Annotated in this window: 9 protein-coding genes; 2 read left to right on the forward strand and 7 right to left on the reverse strand. The window is 73.5% G+C overall.

Going from position 1 to position 13,594, the window contains the following annotated elements:
* Positions 1–122: 122 nt before the first annotated feature.
* Complete coding sequence (locus QK440_RS31310; RefSeq protein WP_282796614.1) at positions 123–1,547, forward strand: xylan 1,4-beta-xylosidase; 1,425 nt, start codon at positions 123–125, stop codon at positions 1,545–1,547.
* A gap of 33 nt (positions 1,548–1,580) precedes the next feature.
* Here the strand turns inward: QK440_RS31310 and QK440_RS31315 are convergent, their stop codons facing one another.
* The 6 genes from QK440_RS31315 to QK440_RS31340 all read right to left on the reverse strand — a co-directional run bounded on the left by QK440_RS31315 (position 1,581) and on the right by QK440_RS31340 (position 10,546).
* Entirely contained in the window at positions 1,581–5,834 is a 4,254-nt protein-coding gene (locus QK440_RS31315) for a lipopolysaccharide biosynthesis protein (protein WP_282796615.1), read from the reverse strand.
* Between the two features lie 91 nt (positions 5,835–5,925).
* Positions 5,926–6,729, reverse strand: a complete 804-nt coding sequence (locus QK440_RS31320; RefSeq protein ID WP_282796616.1) for a polysaccharide deacetylase family protein — start codon at positions 6,727–6,729, stop codon at positions 5,926–5,928.
* On the reverse strand, positions 6,726–7,733 hold the full coding sequence (locus QK440_RS31325; RefSeq protein WP_282796617.1) for a glycosyltransferase family 2 protein: 1,008 nt from the start codon (positions 7,731–7,733) through the stop codon (positions 6,726–6,728). The genes QK440_RS31320 and QK440_RS31325 overlap by 4 nt, the downstream gene beginning before the upstream one ends.
* Positions 7,730–8,509, reverse strand: a complete 780-nt coding sequence (locus QK440_RS31330) for a glycosyltransferase family 2 protein (RefSeq protein WP_282796622.1) — start codon at positions 8,507–8,509, stop codon at positions 7,730–7,732. Before QK440_RS31330 ends, QK440_RS31325 begins: the two co-directional genes overlap by 4 nt.
* Positions 8,510–9,051: 542 nt before the next feature.
* Complete coding sequence (locus QK440_RS31335) at positions 9,052–10,155, reverse strand: GNAT family N-acetyltransferase (RefSeq protein ID WP_282796618.1); 1,104 nt, start codon at positions 10,153–10,155, stop codon at positions 9,052–9,054.
* 4 nt (positions 10,156–10,159) lie between these two features.
* Positions 10,160–10,546 (reverse strand): hypothetical protein, encoded by a 387-nt coding sequence (locus QK440_RS31340; RefSeq protein WP_282796619.1) that lies wholly within the window; start codon positions 10,544–10,546, stop codon positions 10,160–10,162.
* A 235-nt stretch (positions 10,547–10,781) separates the two neighbouring features.
* On the opposite strand from QK440_RS31340, the gene QK440_RS31345 reads away from it, so the two are divergent.
* Positions 10,782–11,600 carry an SGNH/GDSL hydrolase family protein gene (locus QK440_RS31345; protein WP_282796620.1) on the forward strand — a complete coding sequence of 273 codons (819 nt, stop codon included), beginning with the start codon at positions 10,782–10,784 and terminating at the stop codon, positions 11,598–11,600.
* 85 nt (positions 11,601–11,685) lie between these two features.
* Here QK440_RS31345 and QK440_RS31350 read toward each other — a convergent pair whose 3' ends face one another.
* Positions 11,686–13,401, reverse strand: coding sequence for a serine/threonine-protein kinase (locus tag QK440_RS31350; protein WP_282796621.1), 1,716 nt, complete (start codon positions 13,399–13,401; stop codon positions 11,686–11,688).
* Positions 13,402–13,594 lie beyond the last annotated feature (193 nt).

Raw genomic sequence — 13,594 nt, forward strand, 5'->3', positions numbered from 1 at the left:
CCGCCAGGAAAGTGCTCGTGTGCACCCCGGTTTCGGCACACCGCCCGAACGGCACGCGCGTGTACGGGACACTCGGGCGGAACCCGCCCGATCGGGAATCACCGCGGATACTCTTGCGCTTGATGCGACGGCACGGGTGGAACTCGGATGCGCGGCGGTGGCGTCTCGCCGCCCTGATCGGCGTGGGTGCGGCCGCTCTGGCCCTGGTCCTGACCATGCTCACGCTGCCCGGCGAGCGCGGCGGCACCAAAGGCACCACCAAGGACGGCGACAAGGTGCACGGCACCCCCGCGGACCCGCCGCCCGCCCGGGTGCGCGGGGCCGTCGGCTGGGGCTTCACGCACACGCAGTACAGCGCGGACGAGGGTGACGACGCCGCCGTCGCCCGCGTCAAGAAGCTGCTCAAGGACCAGCCGCGTCCCCTCCCGCAGATCCAGCACGTCATGGGCTGGGGCGCGGGCAACCCCGAGCCGGTCAAGGGGCGCTACGACTTCGGCGACCTGGACCGCCGCATCGACTTCGTCCGCGCCACCGGGGGCACGCCCGTCGTCACCCTGTGCTGCGCCCCCGACTGGATGAAGGGCGGCAAGCCCGGCGCCGGCAACACGAACTGGAGCCAGGCGTCCCTGGAGACCGCGCCGAAGCCCGAGCACTTCGACGACTACGCCGCCCTCGCCGCGACCGTCGCCAAGCGCTACCCGGACGTACGGCACTTCGTCGTCTGGAACGAGCTCAAGGGCTTCTGGAACGGCGCCGAGCACCGCTGGGACTACGAGGGCTACACCCGGCTGTACAACCTCGTGTACAAGGCCCTGAAGGACGTCGACCCGGACATCATGGTGGGCGGCCCGTACGTCGGCATGACCAGCGTCGGCCCCCGGCAGGACGACGGCGTCGCCGAGGACCTGAAGGGCCCCTGGGGCGGCGTCGACCAGCGCGTGGTCGACGCCTTCGACCACTGGAACGAGCACAAGGCGGGCGCCGACTTCGTGGTCGTCGACGGCGCCAGCTACACGGCCGACGACGAGCTGCTGCCCGACGAGTTCCAGGCCACCGAGAAGCTCACGGACGTCAGCCGCTGGGTGCGCCGGCGCACCGGCGGCCTGCCCCTGTGGTGGGCCGAGTACTACGTCGAGCCCGGCGACGACAAGGACAACCGGGACGACTGGTCCGAGGCGCACCGCGTGGCCGTGCACGCCACCGGCCTCATCGCCCTGGCCCGCGGCGGCACCACGAGCGGCTTCTACTGGAACCCGCAGAAGCGCGGCGAGCAGTGCGCGGGCTGCCTGTGGACCTCGACGGAGCGCGCCGACGGCGGCCGCGAGCTGCCGATACTGGACCTCGTCGCCCGGTTCGCCGCGGCGTTCCCGCCCGGCACCCGGTACGAGAAGGTCGCCGTCGCCGCCGACGACGAACCGAACGTCCGCGTCCTCGCCGACGACGACACCGTCCTCGTGGTGAACGTCCTGGACCGGCCCATCAGCGCCAAGGTGGACGGCCGCCGCTTCGACCTGCCCGGATACGGGGTGAAGTGGCTCGAACGCTGAGCCGCTCCACCCCGCCGCGCCCCCAGGGGCGCGCTACGCCATCGTCACGAACCGCTGCACCAGCGACGCCAGGAACACCGCGAGCAGCGGCAGCGAGAACCAGAAGCTGCTCTGCAGCCAGCGCTGCTGCGCCACGCCCGGCGCCACCGCGACCCGTACGACCTCCCGTACGGCGAGCAGCAGCAGGAGCGCCACGACGGCGAACCCGCCGACCACCGACCACGGCGTCCACGTCACCTTGGGGCCGACCGCGCCCGGGTCCGCCTTCGCCACCGGCCCGTCCGGCCGGTCGCGCAGCGCGTACAGCGTCGCGTCGGCGTTGCTGAGCACCCGCTTCAGATCGGCGCGCCGGTCCAGGTGGCGCAGCAGCCTGGTGTCCCAGTTCGCCGGGTAGCCGGAGTCCATCCGGAGGTACACGCTCTGCCCGCGGTTCACCATCAGGTAGGAGTTGGGCCCGGCGTCCTCGAGCGCCTCCACCAGGCCCGACACCCGTGCCGGGTCGGCGGGCGCGAGCGTCGGCAGGTACTCGACCTTCTCCGGGTCCCGCTCGCCCCAGGGGATCGACGGCGTCACGTTGTTGACGGGGTCGTCGCTCATCCACAGCAGCCGTACCGTCGGGTCGTCGTGCGCGTACACGTACTCCATGGCGGCGACCTCGCCGGTCCGCACCCGCTCGAAGGGCTCGTTGCCCCAGCGGGCCACCAGGAAGCCGCCCACCAGGACAAGCCCCGCGAGCAGCGCGGCGAGCGGCGCGAGGCCCGCCCGGCGGTCGCGGTCCCGCTCCTCGGCGGTGGCCCCGGTGCGCGGGAACAGCGCGAGCCCGCCGAGCAGCGCCGCGCCCGGCAGCGCGAACATGAACACGCGCAGCGCCATCTCGCCGCCGTAGCTCTGCATCCCGAAGCCCAGGAACGGCACGAACGTCAGGACGACCAGCGACACCTCGCGGTACCGGTGGCGGCGCCTGCGCAGCCAGCCCCAGCAGGCGAGGGCGAGCACGGACCCGGCGAGCGCCACGCGCGCGTACAGGACCAGCTTGTGCGAGGGGTCGCCGCCCTCGATCCGGCCGGAGACGGACGACGACACGTTGCCGCCGACGCCGCCGACACCGCCGAAGAGCTCGTCGAAGTGGCCCGACCAGTACGGTTCGGCGAGGAAGCCCAGCCACAGCAGCACCAGGACGCCGAAGAGCAGCGGCAGGCCGCGCAGTTCGCAGCGGCCCACCAGGACCAGGACCGTGACGACGCCGAGCATCACGAACGGCGTGAGCTGGTGCGCGGGCACGGTCGCCGCGAACAGGCCGAGGAGGATCACCAGCAGCACCGCCTGCTGCCGCCGGTCGGCGGGCGCCACCTCGGCCTCGCCGGGCCGCCGCCTCGACCACAGGACGCGCGGCGCGCGGAACCACACCAGCAGGATCGCCACGAACACCAGGTACAGCAGGAACGTGAAGCCCTGCGGGGAGAAGTAGTCCTGGCCCACCCAGCCGCTCAGGACGAAGATCCACAGGCCCGCCCACTTGGCCCGCCAGCTCGCCCGCATGTGCCGGGTGAGCAGGACCATCGGCGCCAGGTACAGGAGTTGGATCGCCGTCGGCCACCAGCGGATGACCTCGGTGAGGTCCGAGACGCCGCACGCCTCGGCCACGAACGCGGCGGCGGCGAAGAACCCGGGCCAGCTCCAGCGCGCGTCCAGGTCGGGCGCCGCCGTGCCGGTCCGGTCGATGTAGTCCAGGAAGCCCAGGTGCTGCCAGGCCGTCGCGAACCGCGGCTCGGTCTCGATCACGGCGGGCAGCGCGTGCAGCGAGACCACGGTGGCGACCAGCGTCACCGCGAGCAGCGCGGTGCGCGGCCGCTCCAGCCACAGCAGCGCGGCGAACACGCCCACGAGCAGCGCCGCGCCGGCCAGCGTGGGCAGTGGCAGCACGGAGACGAGCCCGAGCCCGCCCATCGCGTCCAGGTCGCCCTCGCCGAGCCGGAGCGCGGGCCCCCAGTACAGGCCGAGGGCCAGGACGAGGAGCACACCGAGCACGCGCGGGACCCACGGGCCGCGCCGCGCCGGTCCGGACACCGGGCCCCGGGACGGCCGCGGCGCCGCTGGGGCCGGGGGAGCCGGGGGAGCCGGAGATGCGGTGGCAGCCGTGGCAGCCGTTGCTGTTGGGGGCGTCGAGGCGGCTGGGGAAGCCGAGGCGTCCGGGGAGGCCGAGGCGGCCGCGGCGTCCGGGGAAGCCGAGGCCGCCAGGGAATCCGGAGTGGCGGAAGCCGCCAGGGGGTCCGGAGCGGCGGAGGCCCCCGGAACAGCCGAGGCCCCCGGGGGCGTCGTGGCGGCCGGGGGAGGGGACGCGGCGGCCGGGGAGTCCGCCGGGAGGGATGACGTCACGGTCGGTGTGCCTGTCGGTGGTGTCGGCGGCGGCGGGGCCGCCGTGCCGGTCGGTGGGGTGGACGGCTGCGCCGCCGGTGCGGCGGTGTCCGGCCGGACGGCCTCGGGCCCGCCGGAGAGGGTGTCCCCGGGCCCGCCGGAGAAGGTGTCCCCGGGCGCGCCGGAGAACGTGCCCCCGGGCGCGCCGGAGAACGTGTCCCCGGGCCCGCCGGAGCGGACGGCTTCGGGCCCGCTCGCGCGGCCCGTCGCCGGGGTTCCGTGGGAGGGCGTGGCCGGGGTCCCGTGCGAGGGCGCGGCCGGCGGCCGCCCCGCGGCCCACGTGGGCCGGTGCCCCTCCATGCCGTCCCCCTGACCCGGCCCGGCCGCCCTGCCGGCCTTGCCCGTCCTGCCCGTCCGCACGATCCGCGTGCCGTACACCGGGGTCGCCGGGCCGGGGCGCATGTCGGGCCTGCGCTCCTGGTGGTCCAGGTCCGCGGTGTGGATCGCGAGTTGCAGTGTGTCGGAGTCGGGGGACTCGCGCAGCGCCCACCCCGGGCCGTGCCGGTGGCCCGCCGCCTCCGCGCGGGCGGCACCGGACGCCGCGGCGGTCCGCGGCGCGACGTCCGGGGTGCCGAGGTCCGCCAGGTCGCCGTCCGGCGCCGTCCGCTCGGCCGGGGTCCGGTGCGTGACCGCGTACAGCTTGGGCGCCGCGACGGCCACGATCACCGCGAGGGCGGAGATCTCCGCGACCCCCGCCCCGGTCAGGCCCATCCGCGGCAGCAGGACCAGCGTCAGGCCGAGCACGAGCGCGCACAGCAGGCCCTGCAGCCAGGCCAGGCCCGAGGTGCGGCTCTGCGCGCGCAGCACCGCGAAGTACGTCTCCATGACCACCCGCAGCGCGGACCCCACCGCGAACCAGCGCAGCAGCGGCGTCGCCGCCTCCGCGTAGCCCGCCCCGAACACGTGCAGGATGTAGGGCGCGCCCAGGAAAAGGACCGCGCACACCGGCAGCATGATCCGCAGCATGCGGCGCAGCGCCGCCCGGGTGTTGGCGGCCAGCCGGGCCGGGTCGTGGGCGCCCTCGACGGTCAGCGAGGCGCCCATGTTGATGGCGAGCAGGTTGGTGGTGCCCGCGATGGTCGTGGCGATGTAGAAGTACGCGTTGTCCTCGGAGCTCACCTGCGAGGCGACGATCACCGGAACGAGGTACACCACGGCGAGCGAGAACAGCGAGCCCGTGTAGTCACCGGCCAGGAACCGGCCGATCTCGCGCCACGACGGCGGCTGCGCCTTGCCCTCGGTGTCCCGCACGTGGCGCGGCACAAGCCGCCGGAACACCAGGTAGCCGAGCGGCACGACCGACAGGGCGATGGCGGCCACCCAGGACACGAACACCCCGGCGGTGGGGATCGCCGCCGCGAACGCGATCAGCAGGCCGAGCTTGACCACGGAGAACACCGTGTTGCCCACCGGCACCCACAGCGCGTTGCGCAGCCCGGTGAGCACCCCGTCCTGGAGCGTGAGCAGCGACCAGGCCACGACCGCCGCGACGAAGCCGATCCCGGCGAGCGGCCCGTGCAGGAACCGGTACGAGGCCCCCCACAGGTCGAGGGTGAACAGGAAGACCAGCGCGGCCAACCCGACGATCACCGAACTGCCCGCGTAGGTGCGGAAGATGAGCTTGCCGGTGGCGCGCCCCGCCACCGGGATGAACCGGGCGAGCGCGCCCGTGAGCGTCACGGCGGTGATGCCCGCGAGGAGCTTCATCGCCGCGATGGCCGCCGACCCCTGGCCGACCGCCGACTCCGAGTAGTACCGGGCGGCGGCCAGCCAGAACCCCAGGCCGAGGACGCCTGAGATGCCGGTGTTGAGCATGAGGGCGTACGCGTTGCGGAACAGCGGGCTGCCGCCGCCCGCACCTGGCAGACGCATTTTCCGGGACCTTCTCTCCTTTCCACCGGACGGTGGTGCGCCGTCGGTACCGCTGTCGGTCCCGGTGAGCTCTGCCTGTGCGGTGGTCGTGTCAGACACGGGTGCGAGCTGCCTTCCGGCGGGCTTGTCGGCATCGGCGGACCATGGCGTACCCCTTGGTGAGCACGCGGTCCCTGGCGAAGGCCCGGCCGAGTCCGCGGCCCTCGGCGAGCCGCTCGAACTCCTCCGGCTCCGTGGAGCGCCGGACCGTCACGCGCCGCAGCGCGTAGGGTCCCTGCCGGCGGCAGGCCAGGCCGTTGCCCACCGCGAGCGACTGGCGGAACCCGGCGCCCCGCACCGCGCGCCGCACCCGGCGGCTGGAGTAGCCGTAGGGGTAGGCGAACGACTCGGGCGGGGTGCCGAGCTCGTTGGTGACGATCTCCTTGCAGCGCACCACCTCGAACCACAGGGCGTCGTCCGAGAGCTGGTCGAGCTGGGGGTGGGTGTGGCTGTGGCCGCCGATCTCCGTGCCCGACTCGGCCAGCTCGCGCACCTGGTCCCAGCCGAGCATGGTGTCGAGCCCGCCCCCGGTGTCGTACTTGCCGCGCAGCCAGCCCGTCGCCAGGAACAAGGTCGAGGCGAACTCGTGCTTGGTGAGCACCGGCAGGGCGTACTGGTGCACGCCCTCGTAGCCGTCGTCGAAGGTGATGAGGACGGGCCGGGTGGGCAGCGGGCGGTCCGGGTGGCGCCAGTGCCAGGCCAGCTGCGCGGTGGTGAGCGGGGTGCAGCCGAGGGAGCGGAGCACCTCCATCTGCTCCGCGAAGGCCGCGGGGGAGACGGACAGCTCGTGCGTCGCCTCGTTGGGCAGCGGCGCGATGGAGTGGTACATGAATATGGGGATGCCACCCGGGTTCATCTCCCCGCCCCCTCGCCGCGTCTCTCCTCGGGGGCCGGCCCCGCGTCCACGACCGAGAACGCCGCGCCCGACCGGCGCGCGCGCACGCTCCCGACGACGTACCCGCCGGCCGCGGCCACCACGCCGGTGACGATGGCGCCCGCGCGGCCCGCGCCGCCGGGGCGGCCGAGCAGCGCGTCGCGCAGACCGCGGCCGACGCCGGCGGGCAGCACCCGGGTGGTGTACCGCCGCTCGGACTCCAACCCCTTGGCGGCGCCCACGCTGCGGGCGACCAGGGCCTTGGACAGCCCTTCGGCGTACGCCCGCGAGCGGAAGTACCGGAACCGCTCCCGGGCCGCGGGCACCCGGTGGTGGATGACCGCGCGGTCGTCGATGAGCAGCACGGCGTCGGGCCGGGCGCGGGTGAGCCGGATGCACAGCTCCGTCTCCTCGCAGCCCAGCGGGCGCTTGTCGCCGTCGCGGCCGATGCCGGTGGCGAAGCCGCCCGCGACGTCGAAGGCGGCCCGCCGGAACGAGGCGTTGCCGCCGAGGACGTTGCGCACCCGGACCCGGCCGGCCGGGTGGCCCCGGTACATGCAGCCGACGACCCAGTCGAACTCCTCGGGGAACCAGTCGGGCCTGCGCCGCGACGCCCACACGGGCACCGTGCGGCCGCCGACGGCGAACACCAGCGGGTCGTCGTAGGCCTCGGCGAACCGCAGCAGCCAGTCGCGCTCGGCGACCGCGTCGTCGTCGAGGAAGGCGATGACCTCGCCCCCGGAGGCGGCGACGCCGGTGTTGCGGCCGGCGGACAGGCCGCGGGGGCCCGCGTTCGCGAGCACCCGCACGTCCGGCGCCTCTTTGTACTCCTGGGAGAGCCGGTCCAGGAGTACTTCGTTGTGGTCCACCACGAGGAGCGTCTCGTGGGGTGTGAAGGACTGCGCGCGCACCGAGGCGACCGCTGAGAGGATGTCCTCCCAGCGGTCCTCGGTGTACACGCAGATCACCACCGAGATAGTGATCAAGAAACCTCTCCCTGGCGCGCCGTGAGGGCGGCGGTGCGTGGACGCCGCCGTTGGGTTCGCCTGGTGGAGCGCTCGGTGAGGATCACCTTGAGCACCCGCAGGCCGTCGCGGACCGCGCTGAGATTGCTGACGCCGTGGATGCGCAGGTACTCGTGGCTCGGGATCTCCTGGACCTTGAGCCCCGCCTTGACGACGCGGATGTTCATCAGCGTCTCGACCTCGAAGCCGGTGCAGTCGAGTTCGATCTTGTCGAGGCAGTGCCGCCAGAAGGCGTTGTAGCCGTAGCACAGGTCCGTGTACCGGGCGCCGAACTTGGCGTTCACCACCGCGCACAGGGCGAAGTTGCCGAGCTTGCGGATGAGCGTCATGTCGTCCGTGCCGCCGCCGTTGGCGAACCGGGAGCCCTTGGCGAAGTCGGCGCCGGAGACCAGCGCGGAGACGTAGGAGACGATCTCGTGGCCGTCGGCGGAGCCGTCGGCGTCCACCATTACGATGATGTCGCCGGTGCACGCCTCGAAGCCGGTGATGAGCGCGTCGCCCTTGCCCTTGCCGAGCTGGCGGACCACCTTCACGTCCGGCCACAGCTCGCGGGCCACCTGCACCGTGTTGTCCGTGGAATTGCCGTCCACCAGGACGACTTCATGGATCCACTCGGGCAGGGTCTTGAACACATAGGGAAGATTCTCCGCTTCGTTCATCGCGGGAATCACGACGCTCACCGGAGGCGCAATCGCCAGGTGCGACGATACCGGGCGGTATTCGTGCTGGCTGGGAATGGCGGGCAATCCGGCTTTGGTGAGCGACGGCCGCGCCTGTTCGGCGGAGCCGGTCGCGGACGGGTCGATTAAAGGATCTTGGCCCGAATTGAACGGGCGCACAGCGGAACTCATGAGTCTCTTGTCCCTCTCGTCCGGTGGACCGCCCGCCCCCGGGCGGTCCGGTTGTCGATCCGGTTCGAAAGGGGGGGTTCTCACGTCCGGTCATGACGGAGCGCACACCGTGCGGTGAGCTCCGGGCACGCCCGGGTGAGCTGGCATGACTGCGCGGCACGTGACCCGGACGACTTGTGGTCCCGGGCACGGGCACCCCCCTACCGCGCCCCGCTCCGGTGCCATCGCGGTCTTGAGCCCTCCCCTAGACCGACTGCCGATGAACCGTGGCGGGTTGATGTACGACGGTATTGATGCTTGCGACGGTATGGCAAGACCTGGAACGAGGTCTCACGTTTTCGATAAATTGACCCTTGACTTAAGACACTCGGAAAATGTCCGGATCACTTGCCATTCTCTGTCGTTCGGTGACGCATCCTGCTCGTTCTTCACTGTTCCCGGCCCCGGGAGCGGATCTTTCCCACGCTCTTGAGCAGGCGATCCGCCGGTCCGAACAATTCCGGTCGGGATACGACGGTGTTGCGCAGCGCCCGCACCGGCGCGCGGTGCGCACGATGGCCGAGAGCCATCGGGTGGCGCAGCGCCACCCACCCCTCGGACACGGTGAGCTCCCGTGTCTTGAGGGAGTCCTTGTACTGTTTCTGGCCACGCCCCAGGTCCAGGTGCGCGATGCCGTCCGCCGCGGCCGCCTCGGCCATGTGCAGGTGGAGCAGCAGGCCCGGCGAGTACTTCGCGTAGGCGGGGTCGTAGGCGGGGAACCAGCAGGAGAGCACGCGCTCGGTGCGCGGCCCGAAGTGCGCCGCGACGGGCGCGCCGCCCGCGTAGAGCACGGAGAGCAGCCCCTGGAAGGTCTCGCCGCGGGTGTGGAAGAGCTGGTCGACCAGGTCGGTGATCCAGGCGCGGGCGAAGCGGTCGCTGCGCCCCGTCCTGCGGTACTGCGCGGACTTCCAGGCCATCAGGGTGCGCAGGGCGCGCGGGTCGCGCTCGTCGTGCACGTACCGCAGCTCGCCGTGGTCGCGGACCAGCCGGCGGCCCTTGGCGCGGGTGGAGCGCAGGAACTTCGGGGACGCGGCGCGCAGATGGGTGAGGTAGGCGTCGTAGCCCTGGTCGAGGTCCAGGACCGGGGAGGCGAAGGTGCCGGTGGCGCCGGACGCGAACGGCGCCTGGCCGTCCACCAGGTGGTCGTACTCGTACATCACCAGGCGGCAGGCGCGCAGGAGCTGCCGGGCGTCCCAGGTGAAGCCCGGGCGGTGCACGACGCCCTGGCTGTCGGAGACGCCGAGGCCGACGGCCCGGCCGACGCCGGTCCTCGATCTCTGGTACGGGAAGAACGCGGCGGGCTCCCCGTCCTCGCGGGCCACCGCGATGCGCACGTCGTGCCGCACCCGGGCCATGGCGAGGGTGAACTCGGGGGAGAGGAAGGGGTTCGCGAGGTTCGGTGAACCGTGCAGGTGGGCCTTGGACTGCAGGGCGGACCACGCCGCCCGGTCGGCCGCGGTGAGTTCGCCGGGGCGGTGCACGGTGATGTCCACGTCATCAAGTCCGTCTGGTCGGGGCGCGGTGCCGCAGCCGCCGCGCCAGGGCCGGCAGGAAGGCGGCCGCGCTGAGCACCGCGACCGCCGCGACACCGCCGCGCACGGACCACACGCGCAGCGCCAGCATGGCCTGGGCGACCAGCAGGTCGACCACGACCGCCGCCGAGACGGAGGCGAGGGCGTGCGCCCAGGGGTCGAGCCCCCGCAGCCAGTACGCGCAGGCGGCGGCCGGGGCGGCGACGAGGAAGAAGAGGGTCAGGGGCCCGCGCACCGGCGAGGCGAGGTCGAGCAGTGCGAAGACCGCCCCGGCGCACCCGGCGGTGACCGCCGCGCCCGCGAGCAGTGCGCTCAGATCCCTGTGCGACGACTTGAACCCGATGGTCTGCATTGGCGACTTTGCCCCCCGACGCGCCGGATGCCGGGCTTCAATGTGGCCCAGCGAACGGGGCCCCGTCAAGATGCGGAGGGAGTGTGCAGATGTTCGTCCGCTCCCTCTTTCCGGATCAATGAACTCGCAGCGTGGGCAAGGAAATTACTGAAGGATTGATTGACATGGACACTGTTGGCGGCGCGTGGTGCGTGCTACCACTGTCGAGGCAGAAATCCTGCTAAAAGGGGGTTCCATGAGACTGTCCCGTTTCACGGCATATGCTTCCTCACTCCTCCTGGCCGCGGCCGCCACCCTCACCGGGGCGGGAGCCGCACACGCGGACTCCGGGTCCCAGGGCGCCGCCCCGGCCTACGTGGCGCTCGGCGACTCGTACTCGTCCGGCGTCGGCGCCGGCAGCTACGACAGCGGCAGCGGCAACTGCAAACGCAGCACCCGCGCCTTCCCGGCCCTGTGGGCCGCCGCCAACAAACCCGCGAGCTTCGGCTTCACCGCCTGCTCCGGCGCCCGCACCGACGACGTCCTCAACAGCCAACTGGGCCCGCTCAACTCCGGCACGGACCTGGTCTCCCTCTCCGTCGGCGGCAACGACGCCGGCTTCGCCGACGTCATGACCACCTGCGTACTGCAGTCCGAGGACACCTGTGTGTCCCGCATCAACCAGGCCAAGGCGTACGTCGACTCCACGCTGCCCGGCAAGCTCGACCGCGTCTACTCCGCGATCAAGGGCAAGGCGCCGTCCGCCCGCGTCGTCGTGCTCGGCTACCCGCGCTTCTACAAGCTCGGCGGGAGCTGTCTCGCGGGCCTGACCGAGCGCGAGCGCACCGCCGTCAACAGCGGCGCCGACCACCTCAACGCGGCGCTCGCCAAGCGCGCCGCCGACCACGGCTTCGCCTTCGGCGACGTCACCACCACGTTCACCGGGCACGAGATCTGCTCCGGCGCGCCGTGGCTGCACAGTGTGAACTGGGCGAACATCGGCGAGTCGTACCACCCGACGGCGGCAGGCCAGTCGGGTGGTTACCTGCCGGTCTTCAGCAGGTCCGCGTCCTGAGCCCGGACGGGCGGCCGGGGTCCCCGGCCCCGGCGGTCCCGGCGGTCCCGGTGGTTCCACTGGTCCCGCCGGTCCCGTCCGCCCGTCAGGGTCCGTAGGTCGAGGAGGAGCCCCCGCCCGTCGTGGGCTCCTCCTCCTCGCACGTCACGGAGTACGCCACCGCGTTGGAGTCCGCCCTCACCGGTGCGCGCACCTCGACGCTGATCTTGTTGTGGTGGGTGCCGGGGTCCGTGACGCCCGGCGCCTCGATGTGCTGCACGTGCTTCTCGTCGCCGCCGCCCCTGGGGAAGGCCAGCGTCTTCCAGCCGGGGTCGCTCGACTCGCCCTCCGCGGTCACCCAGCGGTACTCCACCTGCGTCGGGGTCCGGCCCGCGGTGAACACCGCGGTGAACGACGGTGCCGCGCCCTGCGCGGGCGGGCAGGCGCCGGTGTAGGACGTGCGGTGGCCGGTGAGGGCGACGCGCACGGACTGGGGCGGGTGCGGGCTCGTGCCGCCGCTGCCGCCGCCGTTCTTGCCGCCGCCGTCCGTCGCGCCGCCGTCGCCACCGCCGTTGGTGCCGCCGCCCCCTCCGTCCCCTCCGTTCCCGCCGCCACGAGTGCTTCCGCCGCCGTCCGTTCCACCGCTGCCGCCGCTGCTGTCGCCGCCGCCGGAGTCTCCGCCGCTGCCTCCGGTGTCACGGGCCTCGCTGCCCGCGTCGGTGCCGGAGCCGCCGCCCGAGCCGTCGCCGTCGTCGTCGCCGACCAGCGCGTACGTGAGGCCGCCGAGGGCGAGCACCAGCGCGGCGGCGCCCGCGACCAGGACGGCGGACGCGCGGCGCGAACGGGGCGCGTCGGCCGTGGTCGTGGCCGTCGTACCGCCGTACGGGGTGCCGGCCGACGCGGCCGACGCCGCCGCGTAACTGCCGGGCGGCGGTGGCGGCGTGGGCCCCTGGGGGGAGGCGACCGTCGGCGCGTAGGGCACGTCCCGGTGGCCGGCCGGGGGCCGCCCCTCGGCGACGAGCCGCAGGTCGCGCTCGGTGTCGGCGGCCGTGGAGCGCTCGGCGGGGTCCTTGCGGAGCAGGCCCTCGATGACCGGCGCCAGCGGTCCCGCGCGGCGCGGCGGCGGCAGCTCCTCGTCGACGACCGCGCGCAGCGTGCTCAGCGGGGTGTCCTGCCGGAACGGCGAGACGCCCTCCACGGCCGCGTACAGCAGGACGCCCAGCGACCACAGGTCGGACTCCGGCCCGGGGCGCCGGCCCAGCGCCCGCTCGGGGGCCAGGAACTCCGGCGACCCGACGACCTCGCCCGTCATCGTCAGGGCCGAGCTGCCCTCGACCATCGCGATGCCGAAGTCGGACAGGACGACCCGGCCGTCGTTGGCCACCAGGACGTTGCCGGGCTTCACGTCGCGGTGCAGCACCCCCGCGTTGTGGGCGGCCCGGAGCGCGGCGAGAACTTCCGCGCCCACGTGGGCCGCACGCGCGGGCGGCATCGGCCCCTCGGAGTCGAGGACGTCCGACAGGGACAGGCCCCGCACCAGCTCCATGACGATCCACGGGCGGCTCTCCTCGCGCGCCACGTCGTACACCGTGACGACGTTGCGGTGCGGGATGCGGGCCGCCGCCCAGGCCTCCCGCTCCAGGCGGGCGTACAGCCGCTCGACCTCGGGGGCCGGCAGGCCCGCCGGCGCGCGGACCTCCTTGACGGCGACCTCGCGGCCGAGCACGTCGTCCCGGGCCCGCCACACCGTGCCCATGCCGCCCTCGCCGAGCGGTGCGAGGAGGCGGTACCGCCCCGCGATCACGCGCTCCTGACCGGTCACGGTCCCCCCTTCGCAGCCGTGCGATTGTCCACAAAAGTAGCCCAACCGAGCCTGGTTGCGGCCCCCTTGGGGACCAATCCGCAACCGAGGGCGAGGACGCCGCAGGCGGAGCCGGGCGGCGCGGGGCGGTGGGCGCGGGGCGGTGGGCGCGGGGCGGTGGGCGCGGGGCGGCGGGCGTGGGGCGGTGGGCGCG

This window comes from Streptomyces sp. CC224B (genome assembly GCF_030010595.1).
Lineage (GTDB): Bacteria > Actinomycetota > Actinomycetes > Streptomycetales > Streptomycetaceae > Streptomyces > Streptomyces longispororuber.

Excerpts from the sequence above, each read along its gene's own strand:
- QK440_RS31310 (WP_282796614.1), top strand. The coding sequence starts at position 123 with ATGCGACGGCACGGGTGGAACTCGGATGCGCGGCGGTGGCGTCTCGCC.
- QK440_RS31315 (WP_282796615.1), bottom strand. The coding sequence starts at position 5,834 with ATGCGTCTGCCAGGTGCGGGCGGCGGCAGCCCGCTGTTCCGCAACGCG.
- QK440_RS31320 (WP_282796616.1), bottom strand. The coding sequence starts at position 6,729 with ATGAACCCGGGTGGCATCCCCATATTCATGTACCACTCCATCGCGCCG.
- QK440_RS31340 (WP_282796619.1), bottom strand. The coding sequence starts at position 10,546 with ATGCAGACCATCGGGTTCAAGTCGTCGCACAGGGATCTGAGCGCACTG.
- QK440_RS31345 (WP_282796620.1), top strand. The coding sequence starts at position 10,782 with ATGAGACTGTCCCGTTTCACGGCATATGCTTCCTCACTCCTCCTGGCC.